The organism is Pseudomonas sp. UYIF39 (assembly GCF_029963765.1).
In the GTDB taxonomy this organism is placed as follows: domain Bacteria; phylum Pseudomonadota; class Gammaproteobacteria; order Pseudomonadales; family Pseudomonadaceae; genus Aquipseudomonas.
The window spans coordinates 17,773-38,944 of sequence record NZ_JALBYU010000006.1 but is presented as its reverse complement, the minus strand read 5'-3'; the positions used below and the strand labels follow the sequence as shown (position 1 = coordinate 38,944).

Annotated in this window: 17 protein-coding genes, 1 tRNA gene and 2 pseudogenes; 7 read left to right on the top strand and 13 right to left on the bottom strand. The window is 58.9% G+C overall.

The window, feature by feature from the left end:
* Nucleotides 1–2: 2 nt before the first annotated feature.
* From MO767_RS09970 to MO767_RS09915, 12 genes are all read right to left on the bottom strand, one after another.
* Nucleotides 3–1,958 carry an acetoacetate--CoA ligase gene (locus MO767_RS09970; protein ID WP_282480332.1) on the bottom strand — a complete coding sequence of 652 codons (1,956 nt, stop codon included), beginning with the start codon at nucleotides 1,956–1,958 and terminating at the stop codon, nucleotides 3–5.
* Between the two features lie 200 nt (nucleotides 1,959–2,158).
* On the bottom strand, nucleotides 2,159–2,944 hold the full coding sequence (locus MO767_RS09965) for a 3-hydroxybutyrate dehydrogenase (RefSeq protein WP_282480331.1): 786 nt from the start codon (nucleotides 2,942–2,944) through the stop codon (nucleotides 2,159–2,161).
* A 7-nt stretch (nucleotides 2,945–2,951) separates the two neighbouring features.
* Nucleotides 2,952–4,343, bottom strand: coding sequence for a GntP family permease (locus MO767_RS09960; protein ID WP_123368171.1), 1,392 nt, complete (start codon nucleotides 4,341–4,343; stop codon nucleotides 2,952–2,954).
* A gap of 286 nt (nucleotides 4,344–4,629) precedes the next feature.
* Nucleotides 4,630–6,045 carry a sigma 54-interacting transcriptional regulator gene (locus MO767_RS09955; protein WP_282480330.1) on the bottom strand — a complete coding sequence of 472 codons (1,416 nt, stop codon included), beginning with the start codon at nucleotides 6,043–6,045 and terminating at the stop codon, nucleotides 4,630–4,632.
* Nucleotides 6,042–7,625, bottom strand: coding sequence for an ABC transporter ATP-binding protein (locus MO767_RS09950; RefSeq protein WP_282480329.1), 1,584 nt, complete (start codon nucleotides 7,623–7,625; stop codon nucleotides 6,042–6,044). The genes MO767_RS09955 and MO767_RS09950 overlap by 4 nt, the downstream gene beginning before the upstream one ends.
* 14 nt (nucleotides 7,626–7,639) lie before the next feature.
* Complete coding sequence (locus tag MO767_RS09945; RefSeq protein WP_282480328.1) at nucleotides 7,640–8,662, bottom strand: ABC transporter permease; 1,023 nt, start codon at nucleotides 8,660–8,662, stop codon at nucleotides 7,640–7,642.
* Entirely contained in the window at nucleotides 8,662–9,723 is a 1,062-nt protein-coding gene (locus MO767_RS09940; RefSeq protein ID WP_123368175.1) for a microcin C ABC transporter permease YejB, read from the bottom strand. Before MO767_RS09940 ends, MO767_RS09945 begins: the two co-directional genes overlap by 1 nt.
* The gene (locus MO767_RS09935) at nucleotides 9,723–11,591 is read right to left on the bottom strand and encodes an extracellular solute-binding protein (RefSeq protein ID WP_282480327.1); all 1,869 of its coding nucleotides are present in this window, start codon (nucleotides 11,589–11,591) and stop codon (nucleotides 9,723–9,725) included. Before MO767_RS09935 ends, MO767_RS09940 begins: the two co-directional genes overlap by 1 nt.
* A gap of 134 nt (nucleotides 11,592–11,725) precedes the next feature.
* Entirely contained in the window at nucleotides 11,726–12,007 is a 282-nt protein-coding gene (locus MO767_RS09930) for a peptidylprolyl isomerase (protein ID WP_046048458.1), read from the bottom strand.
* 108 nt (nucleotides 12,008–12,115) lie between these two features.
* The gene (locus MO767_RS09925; RefSeq protein ID WP_282480326.1) at nucleotides 12,116–12,997 is read right to left on the bottom strand and encodes a triacylglycerol lipase; all 882 of its coding nucleotides are present in this window, start codon (nucleotides 12,995–12,997) and stop codon (nucleotides 12,116–12,118) included.
* A gap of 289 nt (nucleotides 12,998–13,286) precedes the next feature.
* The gene (locus MO767_RS09920; RefSeq protein WP_282480325.1) at nucleotides 13,287–14,375 is read right to left on the bottom strand and encodes a 3-deoxy-7-phosphoheptulonate synthase; all 1,089 of its coding nucleotides are present in this window, start codon (nucleotides 14,373–14,375) and stop codon (nucleotides 13,287–13,289) included.
* A gap of 336 nt (nucleotides 14,376–14,711) precedes the next feature.
* Nucleotides 14,712–14,840: a hypothetical protein gene (locus tag MO767_RS09915; protein WP_282480324.1), complete on the bottom strand. Its 129-nt coding sequence runs from the start codon at nucleotides 14,838–14,840 to the stop codon at nucleotides 14,712–14,714.
* A gap of 160 nt (nucleotides 14,841–15,000) precedes the next feature.
* On the opposite strand from MO767_RS09915, the gene MO767_RS09910 reads away from it, so the two are divergent.
* From MO767_RS09910 to MO767_RS09880, 7 genes and pseudogenes are all read left to right on the top strand, one after another.
* Nucleotides 15,001–15,759, top strand: a complete 759-nt coding sequence (locus MO767_RS09910) for a carbon-nitrogen hydrolase family protein (protein ID WP_282480323.1) — start codon at nucleotides 15,001–15,003, stop codon at nucleotides 15,757–15,759.
* Complete coding sequence (locus MO767_RS09905) at nucleotides 15,759–16,226, top strand: GNAT family N-acetyltransferase (RefSeq protein WP_282480322.1); 468 nt, start codon at nucleotides 15,759–15,761, stop codon at nucleotides 16,224–16,226. The genes MO767_RS09910 and MO767_RS09905 overlap by 1 nt, the downstream gene beginning before the upstream one ends.
* Before the next feature lie 102 nt (nucleotides 16,227–16,328).
* Nucleotides 16,329–16,970, top strand: coding sequence for a UvrY/SirA/GacA family response regulator transcription factor (gene uvrY, locus MO767_RS09900; RefSeq protein ID WP_008015884.1), 642 nt, complete (start codon nucleotides 16,329–16,331; stop codon nucleotides 16,968–16,970).
* 2 nt (nucleotides 16,971–16,972) lie between these two features.
* Nucleotides 16,973–18,796, top strand: a complete 1,824-nt coding sequence (gene uvrC / locus MO767_RS09895; protein ID WP_056741535.1) for an excinuclease ABC subunit UvrC — start codon at nucleotides 16,973–16,975, stop codon at nucleotides 18,794–18,796.
* Between the two features lie 32 nt (nucleotides 18,797–18,828).
* Nucleotides 18,829–19,389, top strand: a complete 561-nt coding sequence (gene pgsA, locus MO767_RS09890) for a CDP-diacylglycerol--glycerol-3-phosphate 3-phosphatidyltransferase (RefSeq protein ID WP_008150904.1) — start codon at nucleotides 18,829–18,831, stop codon at nucleotides 19,387–19,389.
* Between the two features lie 62 nt (nucleotides 19,390–19,451).
* Nucleotides 19,452–19,527, top strand: a tRNA-Gly gene (locus tag MO767_RS09885).
* Between the two features lie 225 nt (nucleotides 19,528–19,752).
* Nucleotides 19,753–20,010 (top strand): annotated as a pseudogene (locus MO767_RS09880) (Arm DNA-binding domain-containing protein); the annotation flags it as partial.
* A 139-nt stretch (nucleotides 20,011–20,149) separates the two neighbouring features.
* On the opposite strand, the pseudogene folD reads toward MO767_RS09880, so the two are convergent.
* A pseudogene (folD, locus tag MO767_RS09875) lies at nucleotides 20,150–21,066 on the bottom strand (bifunctional methylenetetrahydrofolate dehydrogenase/methenyltetrahydrofolate cyclohydrolase FolD).
* Nucleotides 21,067–21,172: the final 106 nt, after the last annotated feature.

Here is a 21,172-nt window from a genome sequence, read left to right as displayed (position 1 = left end):
GTTTAAGTTCCGAGTTCCGGCCGACCCCGAAACTGCTCAAGTGCTTCGGGATTGGCCAGGGCGTCGGTGTTCTTGACCTTCTGGCCATGCACCACATTCCTCACCGCCAGTTCAACGACCTTGCCGCTGATGGTTCGCGGTATATCGGTCACCGCAACAATCTTCGCCGGCACATGCCGCGGTGTGGTGTTGGCGCGGATGACCTGGCGGATCTGCTGTTCCAGCCCCTCGTCCAGTTCAACTCCGTCACGCAAGCGTACGAACAGCACCACCCGAACGTCATCCTGCCATTGCTGACCAATGGCCACACTGTCCAGCACCTGTGGGACTTTCTCCACCTGACGGTAGATTTCCGCGGTGCCGATGCGCACGCCGCCGGGGTTGAGCACAGCGTCGGAGCGTCCGTGGATCATCATCGCTCCATGGGCCAATTGTTCCGCGTAATCGCCTTGGGCCCAGACACCGGGGAATTGACTGAAATACGAAGCGCGGAGCTTTTCCTGCTGAGGGTCATTCCAGAACCCGATGGGGATCGCCGGGAAGTGTCGGGTGCACACCAGCTCACCTTTTTCGCCGATCACAGGCTGGCCGTCGTCGTTCCAGACTTCCACTGCCATGCCCAGGCTTTTGCCTTGTATCTCGCCACGGCGTACCGGTTGCAGCGGATTGCTGTTCACAAAGCACGAAACGATGTCAGTGCCGCCGGACATCGAGGCCAGGCACAGGTCAGTCTTGAGGTCACGGTAGACGTAGTCGTAACTCTGCGGCGACAACGCGGAACCGGTGCACAGCAGGGTTTTGAGGCTGCTCAGGTCATGGCTTTCGCGAGGTTTGATGCCGCTGCTTTCCAGGGTCGCGAGGTACTTGGGGCTGGTGCCGAAGACACTGATGCGTTCGTCGTCGATCAGGTCGATCAGACGCTCGGGGGCGGGATGAAATGGCGAACCGTCGTACAACACCACCGCGCTGTCCACGGCCAGCGCCGAGACCAGCCAGTTCCACATCATCCAGCCGCACGTGGTGTAGTAGAACAAGCGGTCGCCGGGACCGAGATCGCAATGCAATCCATGTTCCTTGACGTGTTGCAGCAACACGCCGCCGGTGCTGTGAATGATGCATTTCGGCACGCCGGTGGTGCCGCTGGAATAGAGGATGTAAAGCGGATGAGCGAAGGGCACGGGGACGAAATCCGGCTCACCGCCAGCGTCGTAGAAATCATCCCAGAGCGTCACGTTGGCCCGGGTGTGGAAGTGTTCGATGTGCGCTTGCGGTCGGGCGTAAGGCACAACTATCAACTGCTGCAAGGACGGCAATCGTTCGAGGATTTCATTGACCTTGGCGGTCTGGTCGATGTCCTTGCCGGCATAGCGGTAACCGGCGCAGGTGATCAGCACCGTCGGCTCGATCTGGCCGAAGCGATCAATGACCCCTTGGGTGCCAAAGTCCGGCGAAGAGCAGGACCAGATCGCTCCCAGGCTGGTGGTGGCGAGCATGCCTACCAGGGTTTGCCAGGTGTTCGGCATGCACGCGGCGACTCGGTCACCAACGACGACACCGGCGGCGATCAAGCTGTGTTGGAAGCCGGCGACATGCTCCGCCAGTTCGGCCCAGGTCAACTGTTCGCGCTGACCGTTTTCACCGATGGCCACAACCGCCACGGCATCGTCGCGGCGGCGCATCAGGTGTTCGGCGAAGTTCAGGGTGGCGCCGGGAAACCATTGGGCGCTGGGCATTTGCGCGCCCTCAACCAGTACAGCGTCCGGTTGATCGTGGAAACGGATGTCGAAGAAATCGACGATGGCCTGCCAGAACGCTTCACGCTGATCGATGGACCATTGGTGCAGGGCAGGGTAGTCGTCGACGTGGAGGTTGTGTCGCTGATTGATGAAGCGCCGAAAGGCCTCCATGCGGGTCTTGTCGATGCGCTCGGCACTGGGTTGCCAGAGGATGTCGGACATGGCTTGCCTCTTCTTATTAATGCATTCAGTCGGCCTTTTGTGGCGAGGAGATTTATCCCCGTTGGGTGGCGAAGCCGCCCCAAACCCGGCACCTTAGGTATGACTGACATACCGAGAGCGCAGGATTTACGACTGCTTCGCAGTCGAACGGGGCGGTGCGGCGGTCCGCTAAATCCCCTCGCCACAGGGTTACTGGTTGATTACTGTGCCAACCAACCACCATCAATATTCCACGCCGCGCCACGCACTTGGCTACCGGCTTCGCTGCACAAAAACAGCACCAGTTCGCCCAGTTGTGGCGGCGTCACAAACTCCAGCGAAGGTTGCTTCTCAGCCAGCAAATCATGCTGCGCCTGTTGCGGGTCGATCCCTTTGGCGATGCGGTCATCAATCTGTTTCTGCACCAGTGGCGTCAGCACCCAACCGGGGCAGATGGCGTTGCAGGTGACGTTGGTGGTGGCGGTTTCCAGCCCGACCACCTTGGTCAAGCCGATGACGCCATGCTTGGCCGCCACGTAAGCCGCCTTGCCCACCGACCCGACCTGGCCATGCACCGAAGCGATGTTGATAATCCGTCCCCAGCCCTTGGCGCGCATGCCCGGCAGGCTCAGGCGAGTGCTGTGAAATACCGACGACAGGTTGATCGCAATGATCGAATCCCAGCGCTCCACCGGGAACTCTTCCACCGGCGCCACATGCTGGATGCCGGCGTTGTTGACCAGGATGTCGATGCCGCCGAACTCACGTTCGGCGTAGGCAATCATGTCGGCGATCTGTGCCGGGTCGCTGACGTCGGCCGGGTGATGGCCAACCTTGCCACCGCTTTTGTTATTGAGCAGCTCAACCTCGGCAATCACCTTGGACGCATCACCGAAACCGTTGAGGATCAGGTTGGCGCCAGCCTTGGCCAGGCTGAGGGCGATGCCCAGGCCGATGCCGCTGGTGGAACCGGTGACCAGTGCAGTCTTGCCCGAAAGAGTCGTCATGAATACCTCACACAATGCCAGTGGCGTAGAAAGTACCGATCACCACAAAAACCGCCAGGGTCTTGATCAGCGTAATACAGAAAATATCTTTGTAGGCTTCGCGGTGGGTCAGGCCGGTGACCGCCAGCAAGGTAATCACTGCGCCGTTGTGCGGCAGGGTGTCCATGCCGCCACTGGCCATCGCGGCCACCCGGTGCAGCACTTCCAGCGGGATGTTGGCGGCGTGGGCCGCTGCGATGAAGTCATTGGCCATGGCCGCCAGCGCAATGCTCATACCGCCCGACGCCGAACCGGTGATGCCGGCCAGCAGCGTCACGGTAATCGCTTCGTTGACCAGCGGATTGGGGATGCTCTTGAGCCAGTCAGCCAATACCAGGAAGCCCGGCAACGAGGCGATCACCGCACCAAAGCCGTACTCCGATGCGGTGTTCATCGCCGCCAGCAACGAACCGCTGACCGCGCTTCTGCTGCCTTCGGCCAACTTGCCGCGAATCGCCTGGAAGCCGAACACCAGCACCATGATGATGCCGACCAGCAAGGCTGCCTGAACGGCCCAGATCGCCGTGAGTTTGGCGATGTCGGTGGTCACCGGCGCGGCCATGCCCGGCAGCGCGAGGCTGTGAGTCTTGCCGTACCACTGCGGAATCCACTGGGTAAACAGCAGGTTCATGATGCCCACCGCCAGCAGCGGCGACAGTGCAATCCACGGGTTTGGCAGTTTGATGTCGGCAGCGGTTTCCGGTTCGTTGCGCAGTTCGGTGCCATAACCTTCACCGGCGCGCTGAGCCTTGTTGCGCTGGCGCTGCAGAAACAACATGCCGGTGCAGACCACGAAGATCGCGCCGATCAAGCCCAGCCAAGGCGCGGCCCAGGCGGTGGTGTTGAAGAAGGTGCTCGGGATGATGTTCTGGATTTGCGGAGTGCCGGGCAGGGCGTCCATGGTGAACGAGAATGCGCCGAGGGCGATGGTCGCCGGGATGAGACGCTTGGGAATATTGCTCTGGCGGAACATTTCAGCAGCAAACGGGTAGACCGCGAACACCACCACGAACAGCGACACGCCGCCGTAAGTCAGCAGGGCGCAGACCAGCACGATCACCAGCATCGCCTGACTCGTGCCGAGGAGGCGAATCGCCGCGGCGACAATGGAGCGCGAGAAACCCGACAGCTCGATCAGCTTGCCGAACACGGCACCGAGCAGGAACACCGGAAAATACAGTTTGATGAAGCCGACCATTTTCTCCATGAACACCCCGGTGAAGGCGGGGGCGACGGCGGAAGGGTCGGTGAGCAGAACGGCGCCGAGGGCGGCAATCGGGGCAAAGAGGATAACGCTGTAGCCACGGTAGGCCGCGAGCATTAGCAGCGTGAGAGCTGCCAAGGCAATGATCACACTCATGGTGTGTCTCCTGGATTGTTATTTTTGTAGGTGGATCTGTTGTGGGAGAGGGCTTTAGCGAGTTTCGTGCCAGACCCACAAGCTATTGAAATATAAGGATATATGTAGATTGTTTGAGTTGAGTTTCAGTTGGATGTCTCTAGTTTGAGACTTATATCGGTAATGCCGGCCTCATCGCGAGCAAGCTCGCTCCCACATTTGACCGCATTCTTCTGCGCGGTGGGGTAAACCTGTGGGAGCGAGCTTGCTCGCGATGATCTGTCTACAAGTGGAGATTAATATCTCCTTATAGAGACTCCGCAATTCCCAGAGCCACCATTTTCTTGTACAACGTCGACCGCCCCAGCCCCAACCGCGCCGCCGTTTCAACAACCTTCCCGCCGCATTGTGCGAGGGCAGCTTCAATCAACTGCCGATCAAACCGCTCCCGAGCCGCACTGAACGTCTCTTGCGCAACCGGCTCAATCGTTACAGGCACCACGCGTTCTACCGGTGTGAACGTCCCAATCGCCGCGTGGATATCTGCGGCATTCAGCATCAAGTCATCACTGAGCAGCGCCGCCCGCTCCAGCACGTTGCGCAGCTCGCGAATGTTCCCCGGCCAGGCATGTTGACCCAGCAGTTCCAGGGCTTCGCGGTTCAATTCGTGCTGACTGCGCAGCTCCTCCAGAATCGCTTCACTGAGGGCTGGCAGGTCATCGAGTCGATCACGCAGCGGCGGGACCTGGATCGGCAGCACGTTGAGGCGGTAATACAGGTCTGCGCGAAATTCGCCGCGCTTGATCGCGGCTTCCAGATCCGTGGAGGTCGCGGCAATCACCCGCACATCGCTCTGGATCACTTCGTTGGAACCCACCGGCTCGAATTCTTTCTCCTGCAATACCCGCAGCAGTTTGCTTTGCAGTGGCAACGGCATGTCGCCGATTTCATCGAGAAACAGGGTGCCGCCCTGGGCGATCTTCAACTTGCCCGCACGGCCCTTGCGATCAGCACCGGTAAATGCGCCGGGCGCAGTGCCGAAGAATTCCGCTTCCAGCAACGATTCGGGAATCGCCGCGCTGTTGATGCTGACAAAGGCTTTGTGCGCGCGCGGCGAAGCGCCGTGGATCGCCTGAGCCAGCAGCTCTTTGCCGGTGCCGGTTTCACCGAGCAGCAACACCGGGGATTCCGCGCTGGCACTGCGTCGGGCACGGCGTTTGACTTCGAGGCTGGCGGCGCTGGTGCCGATGAAGTGCGCGAAGTTGTATTTGGTTTGCCGCGCTCGCAGCAGCGAGCGGGTGGATGCCAGTTCTTCCTGCATGCTCATGTAGCGTTTGAGCATCGGCGAGAGGCTGCGTAATTCATCGAACAGCGCAAACCCGATGGCGCCGATCACCACGCCGGCGTCGTCATGAATCGGCAGGCGCATCACCACCAGTGGTTCTTTGGGGGTGTCCTGCATGTCGAGCAAAATCGGCCGACCGGTGCGCACCACATCGCGCAACAGACTGCCGGGGATCACACTTTCGCAGGCCTTGCCGATTGCCACTTCCGCCGATTCCAGGCCGAAGCGCCGGGCATAGCGCTCGTTCATCCAGACGATATTGGCGTCGCGGTCGACAATCACCGTGCCTTCACTCGACTGCTCGATGATCTCGAACAATGAACGGATCGCCAGCAGGCGAACGCGCTGGTAGTCCTTGAGGCTTTCGGTGGTGTTCATCGAACGGCTCCAGGATGTGCCGCCGCCAACAGCTCTTTGGTATACGGATGCTGCGGCGAATCGAACACGACATGACTGGCGCCGCTTTCCACCACTTTGCCGTCCTTGATCACGATCATGTCGTGGGCCAGGGCGCGCACCACCGCCAGGTCGTGGCTGATGAACAGGTAGGTCAGGCCATGTTTTTCCTGAAGTTGGCGGAGCAGGGCGACCACTTGTTTTTGCACCGTGCGATCCAGCGCCGAGGTTGGTTCGTCCAGCAGGATCAGCGCCGGTTTCAGCACCAGCGCCCGGGCGATGGCGATGCGTTGGCGTTGGCCACCGGAAAACTCGTGCGGGTAGCGATGACGGCTTTGCGGGTCGAGGCCGACTTCCACCAATGCCCGAATCACTTCGGCTTTGCATTCTTCAGCCGTCAACTGGCTATGCACCTCAAGGCCTTCACTGATGATCTGCGCCACGGACATCCGCGGGCTGAGGCTGCCGAACGGGTCCTGGAACACCACCTGCATTTTCTTGCGCCACGGTCGCAGCTGTTTCTGCGTCAGGCCGTCCAGCGCTTCACCTTGAAAGCGAATGCTGCCTTCGGAGTCGAGCAAGCGCAGGATCGCCTGACCCAGCGTCGACTTGCCGGAACCGGATTCGCCCACAATGCCCAGCGTCTTGCCGCGTTGAATGTTGAGGCTGATGCCGTCCACGGCCTTCAGGTAGGTCTTGCGCTGAAACAGCCCGCCGCTCAGGGCGAACTGCACCCGCAAATCATCTACCTCAAGCACGTTCTCGCGCTCGTCCCGGGGCAGTGCTTCACCTTCCGGTTCGGCGTTCAGCAGCACGCAGCTGTAAGGATGTTTCGGTTCGGTAAACAGCGTTTCGCAAGGTGCCTGTTCGACGATTTCGCCGGCCTTCATCACGCAGACTCGTTGGGCAATACTGCGTACCAGATTGAGGTCATGGCTGATCAGCAGCAGCGACATACCGAGACGCTGTTGCAGGGATTTGAGCAGCAGCAGGATCTTGCGCTGCACTGTCATGTCCAGCGCAGTGGTCGGCTCGTCGGCGATCAGCAGCTCCGGTTCGCAGGCAAGGGCCATGGCGATCATCACCCGTTGCCGCTGACCGCCGGACAATTGATGGGGATAGGCCTTGAGCCGCTCTTTGGGTTTCTGAATGCCGACCAGATGCAGCAACTCGAGTATCCGCGCTTGCGCCGCTTTACCGGCCAGGCCCTTGTGCAGCAGCAGGGTTTCGCCGATCTGCTTTTCGATGCTGTGCAATGGGTTGAGCGAGGTCATGGGCTCCTGGAAGATCATCGCGATGCGGTTACCCCGCAGTTCTCGCAAGACCTTGGCCGGAGCGCCGACCAGCTCCTGGCCACGGTAGCGAATACTGCCCGTGGTTTCGGTGCCGGTCTCGGGCAGCAATTGCAGGATCGAGTGAGCGGTTACCGACTTGCCGGAACCCGATTCGCCGACCAGCGCCAGGCATTCGCCAGGGCGGATGTCCAGGCACAGATTGCGCACCACGGTCTGGCCGCTGAAGGCCACGCTGAGGTCACGGATTTCGATCAGGTTGTTACTCATATCAACAGTCCGCGTCACGATCGTGGGTCAAAGGCATCTCGCAATGCCTCCCCGATAAACACCAGTAAAGAAAGAATCAGCGCCAGGGTAAAAAATGCCGTTAATCCCAGCCACGGCGCTTGCAGGTTCTGCTTGCCCTGACCGATCAACTCGCCCAGCGATGCGCTGCCGGCGGGCATGCCGAAACCGAGGAAGTCCAGCGCTGTGAGGGTCGAGATCGCCCCGGTCAGAATGAACGGCAGATAACTCAGCGTCGCGTTCATTGCGTTGGGCAGGATGTGCCGGACGATAACCTTGCGGTCGGTCAGACCCAGCGCCCGGGCGGCTTTGACGTATTCCAGGTTGCGCCCGCGCAGGAACTCGGCGCGCACCACGTCCACCAGGGCCAGCCAGGAAAACAGCGCCATGATCCCCAGCAGCCACCAGAAATTGGGCTCGACGAAACCCGACAGGATGATCAGCAGGTACAGCACCGGCAGCCCCGACCAAACCTCCAGCAAGCGTTGACCGATCAGGTCGACCCAGCCGCCGTAATAGCCTTGCAGGGCACCGGCAGCGATGCCGATCAGTGCGCTGACAAAGGTCAGCATCAAGGCAAACAGGATTGACACCCTCGCACCGAAAATCACTCTGGCCAACACGTCCCGCGCCTGATCGTCGGTGCCCAGCCAGTTGACCTTCGTCGGAGGGCTGGGCGCCGGTTGATTGAGGTCATAGTTCGGCGTGTCATCGCTGAAGGGGATTGGCGGGAACAGCATCCAGCCACCGTCCTGGTGAATCAGCGTCTGCACATAGTCGCTGCGGTAGTCCGCCTGGAACGGCAGCTGCCCGCCAAATTCCTGCTCGGTATGACGCCTCAGGGCCGGGAAGTAGAGTGAGCCCTGATAGCTGACGATCAGCGGTTTGTCGTTGGCGATCAGTTCGCCACCGAGGGTCAAGAGGAACAGGCTGACAAACAACCACAAGGACCACCAGCCGCGACGGTTTTTCTTGAAGCGCTCGAAACGACGACGACCTAACGGCGAGAGCTTGAACATCAGGCGTTCCTCGCAGCGAAGTCGATGCGCGGGTCGACGAGGGTGTAGCAGAGGTCGCCGACCAGTTTTATCAAGAGACCGAACAGCGTGAAGATGAACAGCGAACCGAATACCACCGGATAGTCCCGGGAAACCGCGGCTTCGTAGCTCATGCGACCCAGGCCGTCGAGGGAGAAAATCACTTCGATCAGCAGCGAGCCGGCGAAAAATACGCTGATGAACGCCTGGGGAATCCCCGAGACCACCAGCAGCATGGCATTGCGAAACACGTGACCGTAGAGCACTCGGCGTTCGCTCAGGCCCTTGGCACGGGCGGTGACTACGTACTGGCGCGTGATTTCATTGAGGAAGGAGTTCTTGGTCAGAATGGTCAGCGTGGCGAACCCGCCGATCACCAGCGCCGTCACTGGTAGCACCAAGTGCCAAAAGTAATCGGCGATTTTGCCCACGGTCGACAGCGATTCGAAATTGTCCGAGACCAGACCGCGCACCGGGAACCAGTTCAGCGAGGTACCGCCGGCGAAGACCACGATCAGGAACATCGCGAACAGGAACGCCGGCATGGCGTAGCCGATGACGATCGCGGTGCTGCTCCAGATATCGAAGTGGCTGCCGTGGTGCACGGCCTTGCGGATGCCCAAGGGAATCGACACCAGGTAGGTGATCAGCGTCGCCCAGAGCCCAAGGGAAATGGTCACCGGCATTTTTTCCAGGATCAGGTCGGTGACGGTCGCACCACGGAAAAAGCTCTTGCCGAAGTCCAGGCGCGCGTAACTGGTGAGCATCAGCCACAGGCGTTCGTGCGCCGGCTTATCGAAGCCGTATTGCTTTTCGATGTCCTTGATCAGTTGCGGGTCGAGGCCGCGACTGGATCGGGAGGTGCCGGACATGCGTTCACCGGAACCGCCACCGACACTCGCGCCACCGATGCCTTGCAAGTGCGCGATGGCCTGTTCCACCGGGCCGCCCGGCGCGGCCTGGACAATGATGAAGTTGACCAGAAGAATGATCACCAGCGTCGGAATGATCAGCAGCAGCCGCCGCAGTATGTAAGCCCACATCAGTGCGGCCCTCCGGGTTTGCCACGGCTGATTTTCTCAGCGGTCATCTGTTGGTTGGTCAACGGCGTGGTGCTTATTTCCCACCAGCTCTCGATGGCTTCGTCATTGCTCGCTTGCTCGTTGGGCCTGCCGAAACGATTCCACCACACGGTGGAGCTGCCCGGCGGGTAATAGTTGGGAATCCAGTAGTAGTTCCATTGCAGCACCCGGTCCAGGGCGTGGGCGTAGTGCAGCATTTCGGGTTGGGTGGTGGCTCGAATCAGTCCGGCGATCAGGGTGTCGACCGCCGGATTTTTCAACACCATGTAGTTATTGGCGCCGGGGTCGTTGGCCGAGACCGAGCCGAAGTAATTGATCAGTTCACCCCCTGGCGACGTCGTGACCGGGTAGCCGGTGACGATCATGTCGTAGTCGCGGCTCATCAGGCGATTCACGTATTGGGACGAGTCGATGCGGCGGATGTTCATGTCGATGCCGATCTGTTTCAAGGTGCGCTTGTAAGGCAGCAGCAATCGGTCCATGCCGTTCTGGCTGACCAGGAAAGTGAAACTCAGCGGCTTGCCATCGGCGTTGACCAGTTGATCACCCTTGGGTTTCCAGCCGGCCTGTTCGAGCAAATCGAGTGCCTGCAACTGTTTGTCGCGTATCACGCCACTGCCATCGGTTTTCGGTGCTTCGAATACCTGGGTGAAAACCTCGTCAGGGACCTGCCCGCGCAACGGTTCGAGAATCGCCAGCTCGCCAGCGTCCGGCAGTTGTCGGGCGGCGAGATCGGTGTTGGAAAAGAAGCTCTGCTGACGGATGTACATATCGCGCATCATCTGCCGGTTGCTCCATTCGAAATCCCAGAGCATGGCCAGCGCCTGACGCACTCGACGGTCCTGGAACAGCGGGTTTTGCAGGTTGAACACAAAGCCCTGGGCCGTTTGAGGCGCTTGTGTTGCCAGGTGCGCCTTTTGCAGGCGCCCGTCACTCAGGGCCGGACTGTCGTAGCCGATGGAGTAACCGGTGGCGGAGAATTCCCGGTTGTAGTCGTAGGCTCCGCCGCGCAGGACCTGGCGGGCGACGTCGGTATCGCCGAAATACTCGATGCTGAAATGATCGAAGTTGTAGAGGCCGCGGCTGACCGGTAAATCCTTGCCCCACCAATTGGCATTGCGCTTGAAGGTGATGCTGCGACCGGAGTCGACCTTGCTCACTCGGTAGGGGCCGCTGCCCAAAGGTGGCTCGTAACCGCCGCCATTGGCGAAGTCGCGAGTCTTCCACCAATGCTCGGGAAACACCGGCAGGGTCGCGATATCGAGGGGCAGGGTCCGGTTCTCATTGCTTTTCAAGTCGAACCGAACTGTCAGAGGTGATTCCACTTCGACGCCTTTGACGTCGGCAAATTGGGTGCGATAACGCAGGCTACCCTGGGTCATCAACAGGTCGAAGGTGTAGCGCACGTCTTCGGCCGTGATCGGTTTGCCGTCCGCGAAACGGGCCTTGGGGTTCAGGTAGAAGCGCAGGAACAAACCGTCGTCCGAGCGCTCCATCATCGAAGCCACCAGACCGTACACGGTGTAAGGCTCGTCCAGCGAACGCTGGGCGAGGGGCGAGTAAAGCAGGCCGTCGATCTGTGTGACGCCAATGCCTTTATCGATGTAGGGCAACATATGGTCGAAATGACCGATTTCGACGGCCGAGCGGCGCATCGTGCCACCCTTGGGGGCTTGCGGGTTTGTGTAGGCAAAATGACTAAAGCCGGCAGGATACTTCGCCGGTTCACCGTACACGGTCAACGCATGTTGCGGTGCTGCATTCACACCGGTGACGCCCAGCAGCAGGGTCACGGCAGTGAGCAATAAAGTAGGGAAAGCCAGTCGCATTGTCAGCCTTAGAGCCGGGTGGTCAATAAGCACAATTTGTACGCTAGCGGCGCGTCCCTCGCCACCCGTATCACATATCCCAAACACAACGGCCCACCAAAAGGCGGGCCGTTGTGCGGAAAACTAAGGGTTGATCAGTCCTGACGGCTGGTCACTTCCAGCAGGTGGTAACCGAACTGGGTCTTCACCGGGCCTTGCACCACGTTGATCGGTGCGCTGAAGACCACGGCGTCGAATTCCTTGACCATCTGGCCTGGACCGAACGAACCCAGATCACCGCCCTGGCGGCTGGAAGGGCAAGTGGAGTTGGCTTTGGCGACTTCGGCGAAATCAGCGCCGCCTTCGATTTGGGCTTTCAATTCGTTGCACTTGGCTTCGCTGGCAACGAGGATGTGACGGGCAGTGGCTTTGGCCATGGGAAAATTCTCCTTTCAATGTTCAGTAAAGTGCGGAGCCTACCGGATTCAGTGGCCTATTTCTCCTCAAAGTTCCGTCCAGACCCTGCAGGCCGGTATGGCATTCCTTTATAGACCGGCATTTCTCAGACGCTCTGCATGCTGCACATACAGGGCAATCGGGTCGATGCCCTTGCGCAACGGACCGGCGGTCTGGCTGAGGCTGTCCAGATGATCCAACGGATAGTCGGAGCGGATGACTTTTCCCAAATGGGAGCTGTAGCGGCCAACCAGGCCGTCGTTCTGCTCGGGTTCGGTGGTGAAGTAGTGGGAGAAGGCGCGGAGGAACCCGTGCAGCGGATTCAGAGCATCAAGCCCTTTGTCGAGGATGTCACCCTGAAGCGTGCCGCTCCAGGAGTAATAACGTACGCCGTCGACCAGTTCGCGACCCTTGCCACCCCAGGTTTTCGGCAAACCCTGGGGGTATTTGTCGTTGAACGCGCCTACGCCTTCGGTGGTCAGGGCATTGAGAGCGGCGATGGCGTTCTGCGGCAGGTGACGGTGGCCGCTGAGCAACGATAGAAAGTCTGCAAACAACGTTGCAACCGTCGCAGCGACTTGTTCCGGCAGGCGCCCGGGCGTCAGCGCCTTGCGCAAGAAGTCGGCCAGTTCCGAGCCGTGATTCGGTCCGCTGACGGACGTCACCGAAGCGATAACCTGCGGCGCTGTCGCTGCCGCATAACGTGCAGCGAGTGCGCCTTGGCTGTGGCCGATCAGGTTGACTTTGTTTGCACCGGTTCCTTCCAGTACCCGTTCGATCTGCGCCAGAAGTTGGTCGCCTCGAACTTCATTGCTATGGGTAGCCGACAAGTGCGGGATAAACACTCTTGCGCCTGCACTCCTGAGGGCCTGCTTGACGTCATGAAAGAGTTCGATCTTGCCGATGCGGTCGAAGCCGAAGAGCCCGTGGATCAACAGGATCGGATACTGAGTAGTTGCATTCCGTAGCATGTTCTTTCCTTTTTCGCAGTCGTTCATAGGTGTGTTGATGGGCTCACTCTAAAGCACACCAGCTATTCGACGTTGTATGAAAAAGCCGCTGTAACCTGATGAAAACGGAATAGAAAATGTACGAAATGTCGAAAGTAGATGAGGTCTTGGTCGGAATATTTGGACATCTTTTTATCTGTAACAGAGCGTTTTCCTGCGATGGCCTACTCCGGGAACACCCTTTGCCTGTTAATCGTGTCTCGATTCCGACGTCCAGTCCTCGATGGGAGGGCTGGACGTTGGGTGGGGCTCACGCCGATTGTTGATCCCTGCTCTGCGCTCTGAGCCGATCGGCTGCCCGGCGCAAAAGTAATTCCGTCCCGTTCCAGCCAAGGCAGCCGTCCGTGACTGACACGCCGTAACGCATTGACGGGCCCAGCGGTTGGCAGCCTTCGAACAGGTGACTCTCGATCATCATGCCGATCAGTGATCGATCACCATGCAGGCGCTGTTCAAGCACATCGTTAAACACCGCTGGCTGACGCAACGGGTCTTTGCCGCTGTTGGCATGGCTGCAGTCGACCATGATCCGGGCCGGGATCTTCAGTTTGGTCAAGTCGCTGTTCACCCGGGCGACGCTGTCGCGGTCGTAGTTCGGCCCACGGTGTCCGCCACGCAGCACCAGGTGGGTGTCTGGATTGCCCGGCGTTTGAATGATTGCTGGATGCCCCTGGCTGTCGACACCGAAATGACGATGCGGATGGGCGGCAGAGCGCATGGCGTCACTGGCCACACCGACACCACCATCGGTACCGTTCTTGAAGCCGACCGGCATGCTCAGGCCGCTGGCCATTTCCCGATGGATCTGCGATTCGGTAGTGCGAGCGCCAATAGCGACCCAGCTCAGCAGATCGTCGAAGTAGCCGGCAGCCATCGGTTGCAGCAGTTCGGTGGCAATCGGCAGTCCCAGGCGGAGCATTTCGCGCATCAACTCGCGGGACAGGGTCAAGCCGCCAGCCATGTCGTCGCTGCCGTCCAGATGCGGGTCGTAGGCCAGGCCTTTCCAGCCGATGGTGGTGCGGGGTTTTTCGACGTAGGCGCGCATCACCAGCAGCATTTCATCGCTGACGTCGGCGGCGAGGCGGGCGAGGTTGCTGGCGTACTCGAGGGCGGACTGAGGATCGTGAATTGAGCAGGGGCCGACGATGACCAGCAGACGCGAGTCTTCACCGTTGAGGATCGCGCGAACCGCCTGGCGGTGGGCGGCGACTTGCTGGGTCAGGGCGTTGCTGAGTGGCAGTTGCTGTTTGAGTTGCAATGAGCTGGGCAGACGCAGGGTCAGGGCTTCATTGGCAGAGCTCAAGGTGGACAGCGGCAGAGCAGAGACGGACGAGTTCATATTCGGGCTTCCTGGGCTGGCAGCGGGTTCGTTCCCGCGCGCTCGGCCCTACTGGGGTGTTCGACAATTGGCCGGATTGGCCGCGTGTGCGTGCTTGCCACCTGTGGGTGACCGATCGGAGGCGGCAGGCTGTCCCGAGCGGAGGCTGCTAAATCGCCAGGCGGTAAAACTGTCGTAACGGTAATAAGTGGCGTAGTTCATTTTTGAATCCTCTGGTTGTCTGGTGTGTCGCTAAAAGTGTGCGGGGCTGAAAAAACAAAACCCCCGGTCGGGAAGCCGACCGGGGGTTGAGAATTCTCTGGTGGCGACCCGTTTAAAGTGGGCGCCGTGTGGGTATCAGGCGCGCCAGTGGCTAAACCAATACCCAAAATAAAAGCTGACCGGAGCACAAACGTCATTCACCCGGGCAGCCGCCACCGCGCGCAGGGCGCTGACGGTACGAAGCTGTGAGAGGGCGTTGAACATGATTTGTCTCCGATGAGTGCGCCGAGCTTACTCGAGGCCGGTGCGTGGATTCAATCAGAAAATGCTATCGATCACCGGCGGCATTTTCTATCGCTTGAGTGCGTTGCCGGTTGTGACACACTTTGTGTTCCGCTTACGTACAACGTCACAGGGACGAACCATGACGCCACTGATCATCGCAGCCGCTCAATCGATCTCGATCGCCGGTGACCTTGCCGCAAACAGGGTGCGGCATCAGCGCTTCATGCAAGTTGCCGCTGAGCAGGGCGTGCAATTGCTGGTGTTCCCGGAGTTGTCGCTGACCGGGTACGAGCGTGGACTTGCGGCTGAATTGGCCATTGCGCCAGACGCCGAGGTTCTGCAACCGCTAAGGGATTTCGCGCGGGAAGTCGGTGTGACGACTGTCGTCGGGATGCCGATTCGCCTGTCGGGGGATTCGCCCGTATTGATTGGGGCGCTGGTGTTGGGCGCTGATGGATCGCTCGGGATCTACAGCAAGCAACATTTGCATCCAGGCGAGGAAGTGGCATTTGCACCGGGAACCGGCGGTTCGACCCTGACCATAGGTGCCGATACGGTCGCGTTGGCGGTGTGTGCGGATTTCTCTCACGCCAGTCATGCGGCGGCAGCGACGCAGGAAGGAGCTGATCTCTATGCGGCGGGCGTACTGATCACCGAAAACGGCTACGCCCCGGATACCGCGTTGTTGCAAGGCTACGCCCGCACGCATTCGATGGCGGTCCTGATGGCCAACCATGGTGGTGCAACGGGTGGCTGGGAGGCGGCGGGACGCAGCGCGATCTGGGCGTCGGACGGCTCGCTGGTTGCAGCCGCACCGGGAACAGGCAACCTGATGGTCGTGGCTCGCCGCGATGCTGATGGCTGGAAGGGGCAAATAGTGGCTGTCGCGGAGGTTTGATGGCATTTGAATTACGCCCGGCAGCGCTCGGGGATCTCGACTTCGCTCGTGAACTGACCCGCAAAAACATGCTGCGCTATTACATTCGGCACGATCTGTTGTGGCAGGACGAAGGTTTCGATGTGGGCTGGGCAGGGCGCGAGAACTGGTTGATTGTGCGCGGTGAGGCATTGGTGGGCTACGTCAGTCTGAGTCGTGATGCCAAAGCCCTGTACATTCGCGAGTTGCACGTCATCGAAGCGTTTCGAGGGCAGGGCGCCGGTTCCTGGACGATTGATCAAGTATTCGCCATGGCGTGCAAGGAACGGCGTCCGGCATTGCGTTTGACGGTTTTTGATAATAATCCCGCGCAAGCGTTGTATGAGAGAAAGGGGCTGAAGGTGGTCGGCACGGACGAGTGTTTCCTGAGAATGCAGCGCGATATCGTTGCCTCGCCAGGCTGGAACATGCATACGACAGGCCTTTGAAGACGAATTGAAACTTTTTATATGACGCTTGCCGCTAGGTCTGCCAGTCGCTTTTTGCTAAGGTGTCGGCAACCCAATAAGACCATATCGCGAGGTGTCTGCTTGATTAGGGTGCTAGTAGTCGATGATCATGATCTCGTTCGTACAGGCATTACACGAATGCTGGCTGACATCGATGGCCTGCAAGTAGTCGGCCAGGCTGAGTCAGGCGAAGAATCCCTGCTCAAGGCGCGTGAGTTGAAACCCGATGTGGTGCTGATGGACGTCAAGATGCCCGGCATCGGCGGTCTTGAAGCCACACGCAAATTATTGCGCAGTCATCCGGATATCAAAGTCGTCGCGGTCACCGTGTGCGAAGAAGATCCGTTTCCGACTCGGTTGTTGCAGGCCGGTGCCGCGGGTTATCTGACCAAGGGTGCCGGGCTGCCTGAAATGGTCCAGGCTATCCGCCTGGTGTTTGCCGGGCAGCGCTACATCAGCCCGCAAATTGCACAGCAACTGGCGATCAAATCCTTCCAGCCGACCAATGATTCGCCTTTCGACGCCTTGTCGGAGCGAGAAATCCAGATCGCGCTGATGATTGTCGGCTGTCAGAAGGTCCAGATCATTTCCGACAAACTGTGTCTGTCGCCAAAAACCGTGAACACTTACCGTTACCGCATTTTCGAAAAGCTTTCGATCAGCAGCGATGTCGAGTTGACGCTGTTGGCGGTTCGTCACGGCATGGTCGATGCCAGCCTCTGAAAATGACTGAAGTCTTCGATCCAAGCGCCTTTCTGTCGACGGTCAGTGGGCGTCCCGGTGTGTATCGCATGTTCGACAGCGAGGCACGCCTGCTCTATGTCGGCAAGGCCAAGAACCTCAAGAATCGTCTGTCGAGTTACTTCCGCAAATCCGGTCTTGCGCCCAAGACCGCGGCGCTGGTCGCGCGTATCGCTCAGGTCGAAACGACGATTACGGCCAATGAAACCGAAGCCTTGTTGCTTGAACAGACGCTGATCAAGGAGTGGCGGCCGCCCTACAACATCCTGCTGCGCGACGATAAATCCTACCCCTACGTCTTTCTCTCGGATGGTCAGTTTCCACGCTTGAGCATCCATCGCGGTGCCAAAAAGGCCAAGGGCAAATATTTCGGCCCTTATCCCAGCGCCGGCGCCATTCGCGAAAGCCTGAGCCTGCTGCAGAAGACGTTTTTTGTTCGTCAGTGCGAAGACAGCTATTACAAGAACCGCACCCGTCCTTGCCTGCAATACCAGATCAAACGCTGCAAGGCGCCCTGTGTCGGGCTGGTGGAACCCGAGGTATACGCTGAAGACGTACGACACTCGGTGATGTTCCTTGAGGGGCGCAGCAATGCGTTGACGGACGAGTTGTCTGCAGGAATGGAAGAGGCGGCGATCAACCTCGAATTCGAGCGTGCGGCCGAGTTGCGTGATCAGATCTCATTACTGCGCCGGGTCCAGGACCAGCAAAGCATGGAAGGCGGGACGGGCGATGTCGACGTGATCGCAGCGTTTGTCAATCCGGGTGGTGCCTGCGTTCATTTGATCAGTGTTCGTGGCGGCCGGGTGCTGGGGAGCAAGAACTTCTTTCCTCAGGTGGGTATTGAAGAGGACGTTTCCGAAGTCATGGCGGCGTTTCTCGGCCAGTACTTCATCAGCAGTCCCGAGCGCGACTTGCCGAGCGAACTGATCGTCAACGTGGTTCACGAAGACTTCCCGACCCTGATCGCGGCCATCGATGAGCTACGCGGTCGCGAATTGACCATCAGTCATAGGGTTCGTGGTACGCGAGCACGCTGGCAACAGTTGGCGGTCACCAATGCCGAGCAGGCCCTGGGAGCGCGACTGGCCAACCGTCAACACGTTGCTGCACGTTTCGATGCGCTGGCAGAAGTGCTGAACCTGGACGAACCGCCACAGCGCCTGGAGTGTTACGACATCAGTCACTCCAGTGGCGAAGCAACCGTGGCATCCTGTGTGGTGTTCGGCCCCGAAGGTCCGATCAAGTCCGACTATCGTCGCTACAACATTGAAGGCGTCACCCCGGGCGATGACTACGCCGCGATGCATCAGGCCCTGACCCGACGCTTCAGCAAACTGAAGGACGGGGAGGGCAAGCTACCGGACATTTTGCTGGTGGACGGTGGCAAGGGGCAGCTGTCCATGGCCCGTGACGTGCTCAATGAATTGGCCGTACCTGATCTGATTCTGTTGGGCGTAGCCAAGGGCGCCACGCGCAAGGCCGGTTTCGAAACCCTGTACCTGAACGATGCTGCCCACGAATTCACCTTGCGCGGTGATTCTCCCGCGCTGCATTTGATCCAGCAGATACGCGACGAGGCTCACCGTTTCGCGATTACCGGGCACCGCGCCCGTCGTGGGAAAACTCGCCGCACGTCTACACTGGAGGGCGTCGCCGGTGTCGGACCGACCCGTCGCCGCGATTTGTTGAAACATTTTGGTGGATTGCAGGAGCTGTCTCGTGCCAGCATCGAAGAGATCGCCAAAGCACCCGGGATCAGTAAAAAGCTCGCAGAGTTGATTTATGCCAATCTGCACAGCGAGTAGAATGCCCCCTCACCTCGTAGCCAGTTGTGCCGATGAATATCCCTAATCTGATTACCGTACTACGCGTCCTGCTCATTCCGATCTTCATTTTACTGTTCTACCTGCCGTATCAATGGAGCTACCTGGCGTCCGCCTCGGTGTTCGCATTTGCCGCCGCCACAGACTGGCTGGATGGGTATCTGGCCCGCCGACTGGAACAAAGCACACCGTTCGGGGCTTTCCTCGATCCCGTGGCTGACAAGCTGATGGTCGCCGTTGCACTGGTATTGCTGGTGCAAGAACATGGCAACCTTTGGCTCACGCTGCCGGCTGCCGTGATCATTGGTCGCGAGATTGTCGTCTCGGCACTTCGCGAATGGATGGCCGAACTCGGCGCCCGTGCTCACGTCGCCGTGTCGAACCTGGGCAAATGGAAGACCGCCGCGCAAATGCTGGCGCTGGTGATCCTGCTGGCCAATCCGTCGGATTTCACGTTCTGGGTGTTGCTGGGTTACGCCTTGCTGCTGATATCCGCGGGCCTGACGTTGTGGTCCATGGTCCAATATTTGCGGGCTGCCTGGCCGCATCTGAAGACCGACGTGGAAAAGAAATAAACTTTTTTGAATCAAGGGGTTGACGCGGCATCTGGATTCTATAGAATGCGCCTCACCAAGACGCGGGAATAGCTCAGTTGGTAGAGCACGACCTTGCCAAGGTCGGGGTCGCGAGTTCGAGTCTCGTTTCCCGCTCCAAGCATTAAAAAATGGATCTCTGAAAAGAGGTCCATTTTTTTCGTCCAAAGAAAAGTCTTTCTTTGACTTTTGCTGCGCCCCCCCCTGAAAACACTCATATCCAGCCTCAATAAGTACATTTTCCAGTACATCAATCTGGCGCTCGGCAGATCGGTTTTTTCGTGGTGCCAGTCTCACCGCAAACCGTACAAATCTCCTCCATTCATACGAGACGGAGATTGTGCGATGGCTCTCACCAAGACCGCGGTCCGACACGCCAAGCCCGGTGCCAAGGACTACACCCTTCCTGACTACAATGGCCTCGCCCTTTTCGTGAATACGAAAGGCGCCAAGTGCTGGCACTTCCGCTTTTCCTGGTCGGATAAGCAACCCCGTATGTCTCTCGGTACCTGTCCTGAAGTTAGCTTACGATATGCTCGCACTCTGCGTGATGTTGCCAGGGCGCTGGTCGCCACGGGCATCGATCCGCGGGCCCAGCGGCGGCAGGCGTGTAATACCGGGCAGATGACCACTTCTTTGTGATGGAGAGAAAGTCTGGTACGCCAAATTGACCAGCAAAGCTCGACCTGACAGGCAACCAGAGGCCCGGTAACTCTCAGATCGAGTCTGAGCTTTTGCACTTTCAGTAGCGAGCAGCAGTATTACTCTCAATTGCCTCTGCAGCTGCCAGCGTATTTCTCATCAAACAAGCAACGGTCATAGGACCTACGCCACCTGGAACTGGAGTAATGGCTGCTGCAACGACCTTGGCAGAGTTGAGATCGACATCACCCACCAGAACCGACAGTCCATTTCTTTCAACTCTGTTGATACCAACGTCAATGACCACTGCGCCCGGCTTGATTGCTCTTGCGTCGATGAATTCATCCCAGCCAATCGCTACGATCAGGATGTCTGCCTGAAGACATTCCGCGATGAGATCTCGCGTACGGGAGGGCACAATCGTGCCGGTGCAGTTTTCTTGAAGAAGCAAATTCGCCATGGGCTTGCCGACGATGTTTGACCTGCCGACGATCACGTTTTTTTTGCCGCTGAGGTCGCCGATATGATCCTTTAGCATCATCAAGCAGCCCAGAGGGGTGCAAGGAATCAGTTTGGCTTTCCCCTGGCCGAGCAGACCCACATTGATCGGATGGAAGCCGTCGACATCTTTGGTGGGTTTATGGCTGCAATAACCTTCGATTCATCGATGTGGGCGGGCAGCGGAAGCTGAACCAGAATTCCATGTACATAACGGTCGTTATTGAGCTTGTCGATCAAGTTCAGCAACTCAGTCTCGGACGTATCGCTTTCGAGCAGATGAGGGAAAGAGTCAATCCCGGACTCAAGCGCCTTCTTCATTTTGGTTTTCACGTAAACCTGGCTGGCAGGATCGCTCCCGACTAGTACGACAGCCAGCCCGGGTGCTCTGCCGCGCGTCTCCCTGAAGGCCCTTGCACCGACAGCAACATTCTTGCGCAAGATTTCGGCAAACGCCTTCCCATCAATTATGGAGGCCTCTGCACTGGGCGCGTTATCCAAAGGTTTTGTAGCGGTCATTTCATCCTACCCATTAGTGGTCTGCACGGCGCGCAACTATCGCTAGAAGTAATAGTGACCATTACGAAACGCAAGTTCTGCTTTGTCGGTAGTAGGCGGAAAATCA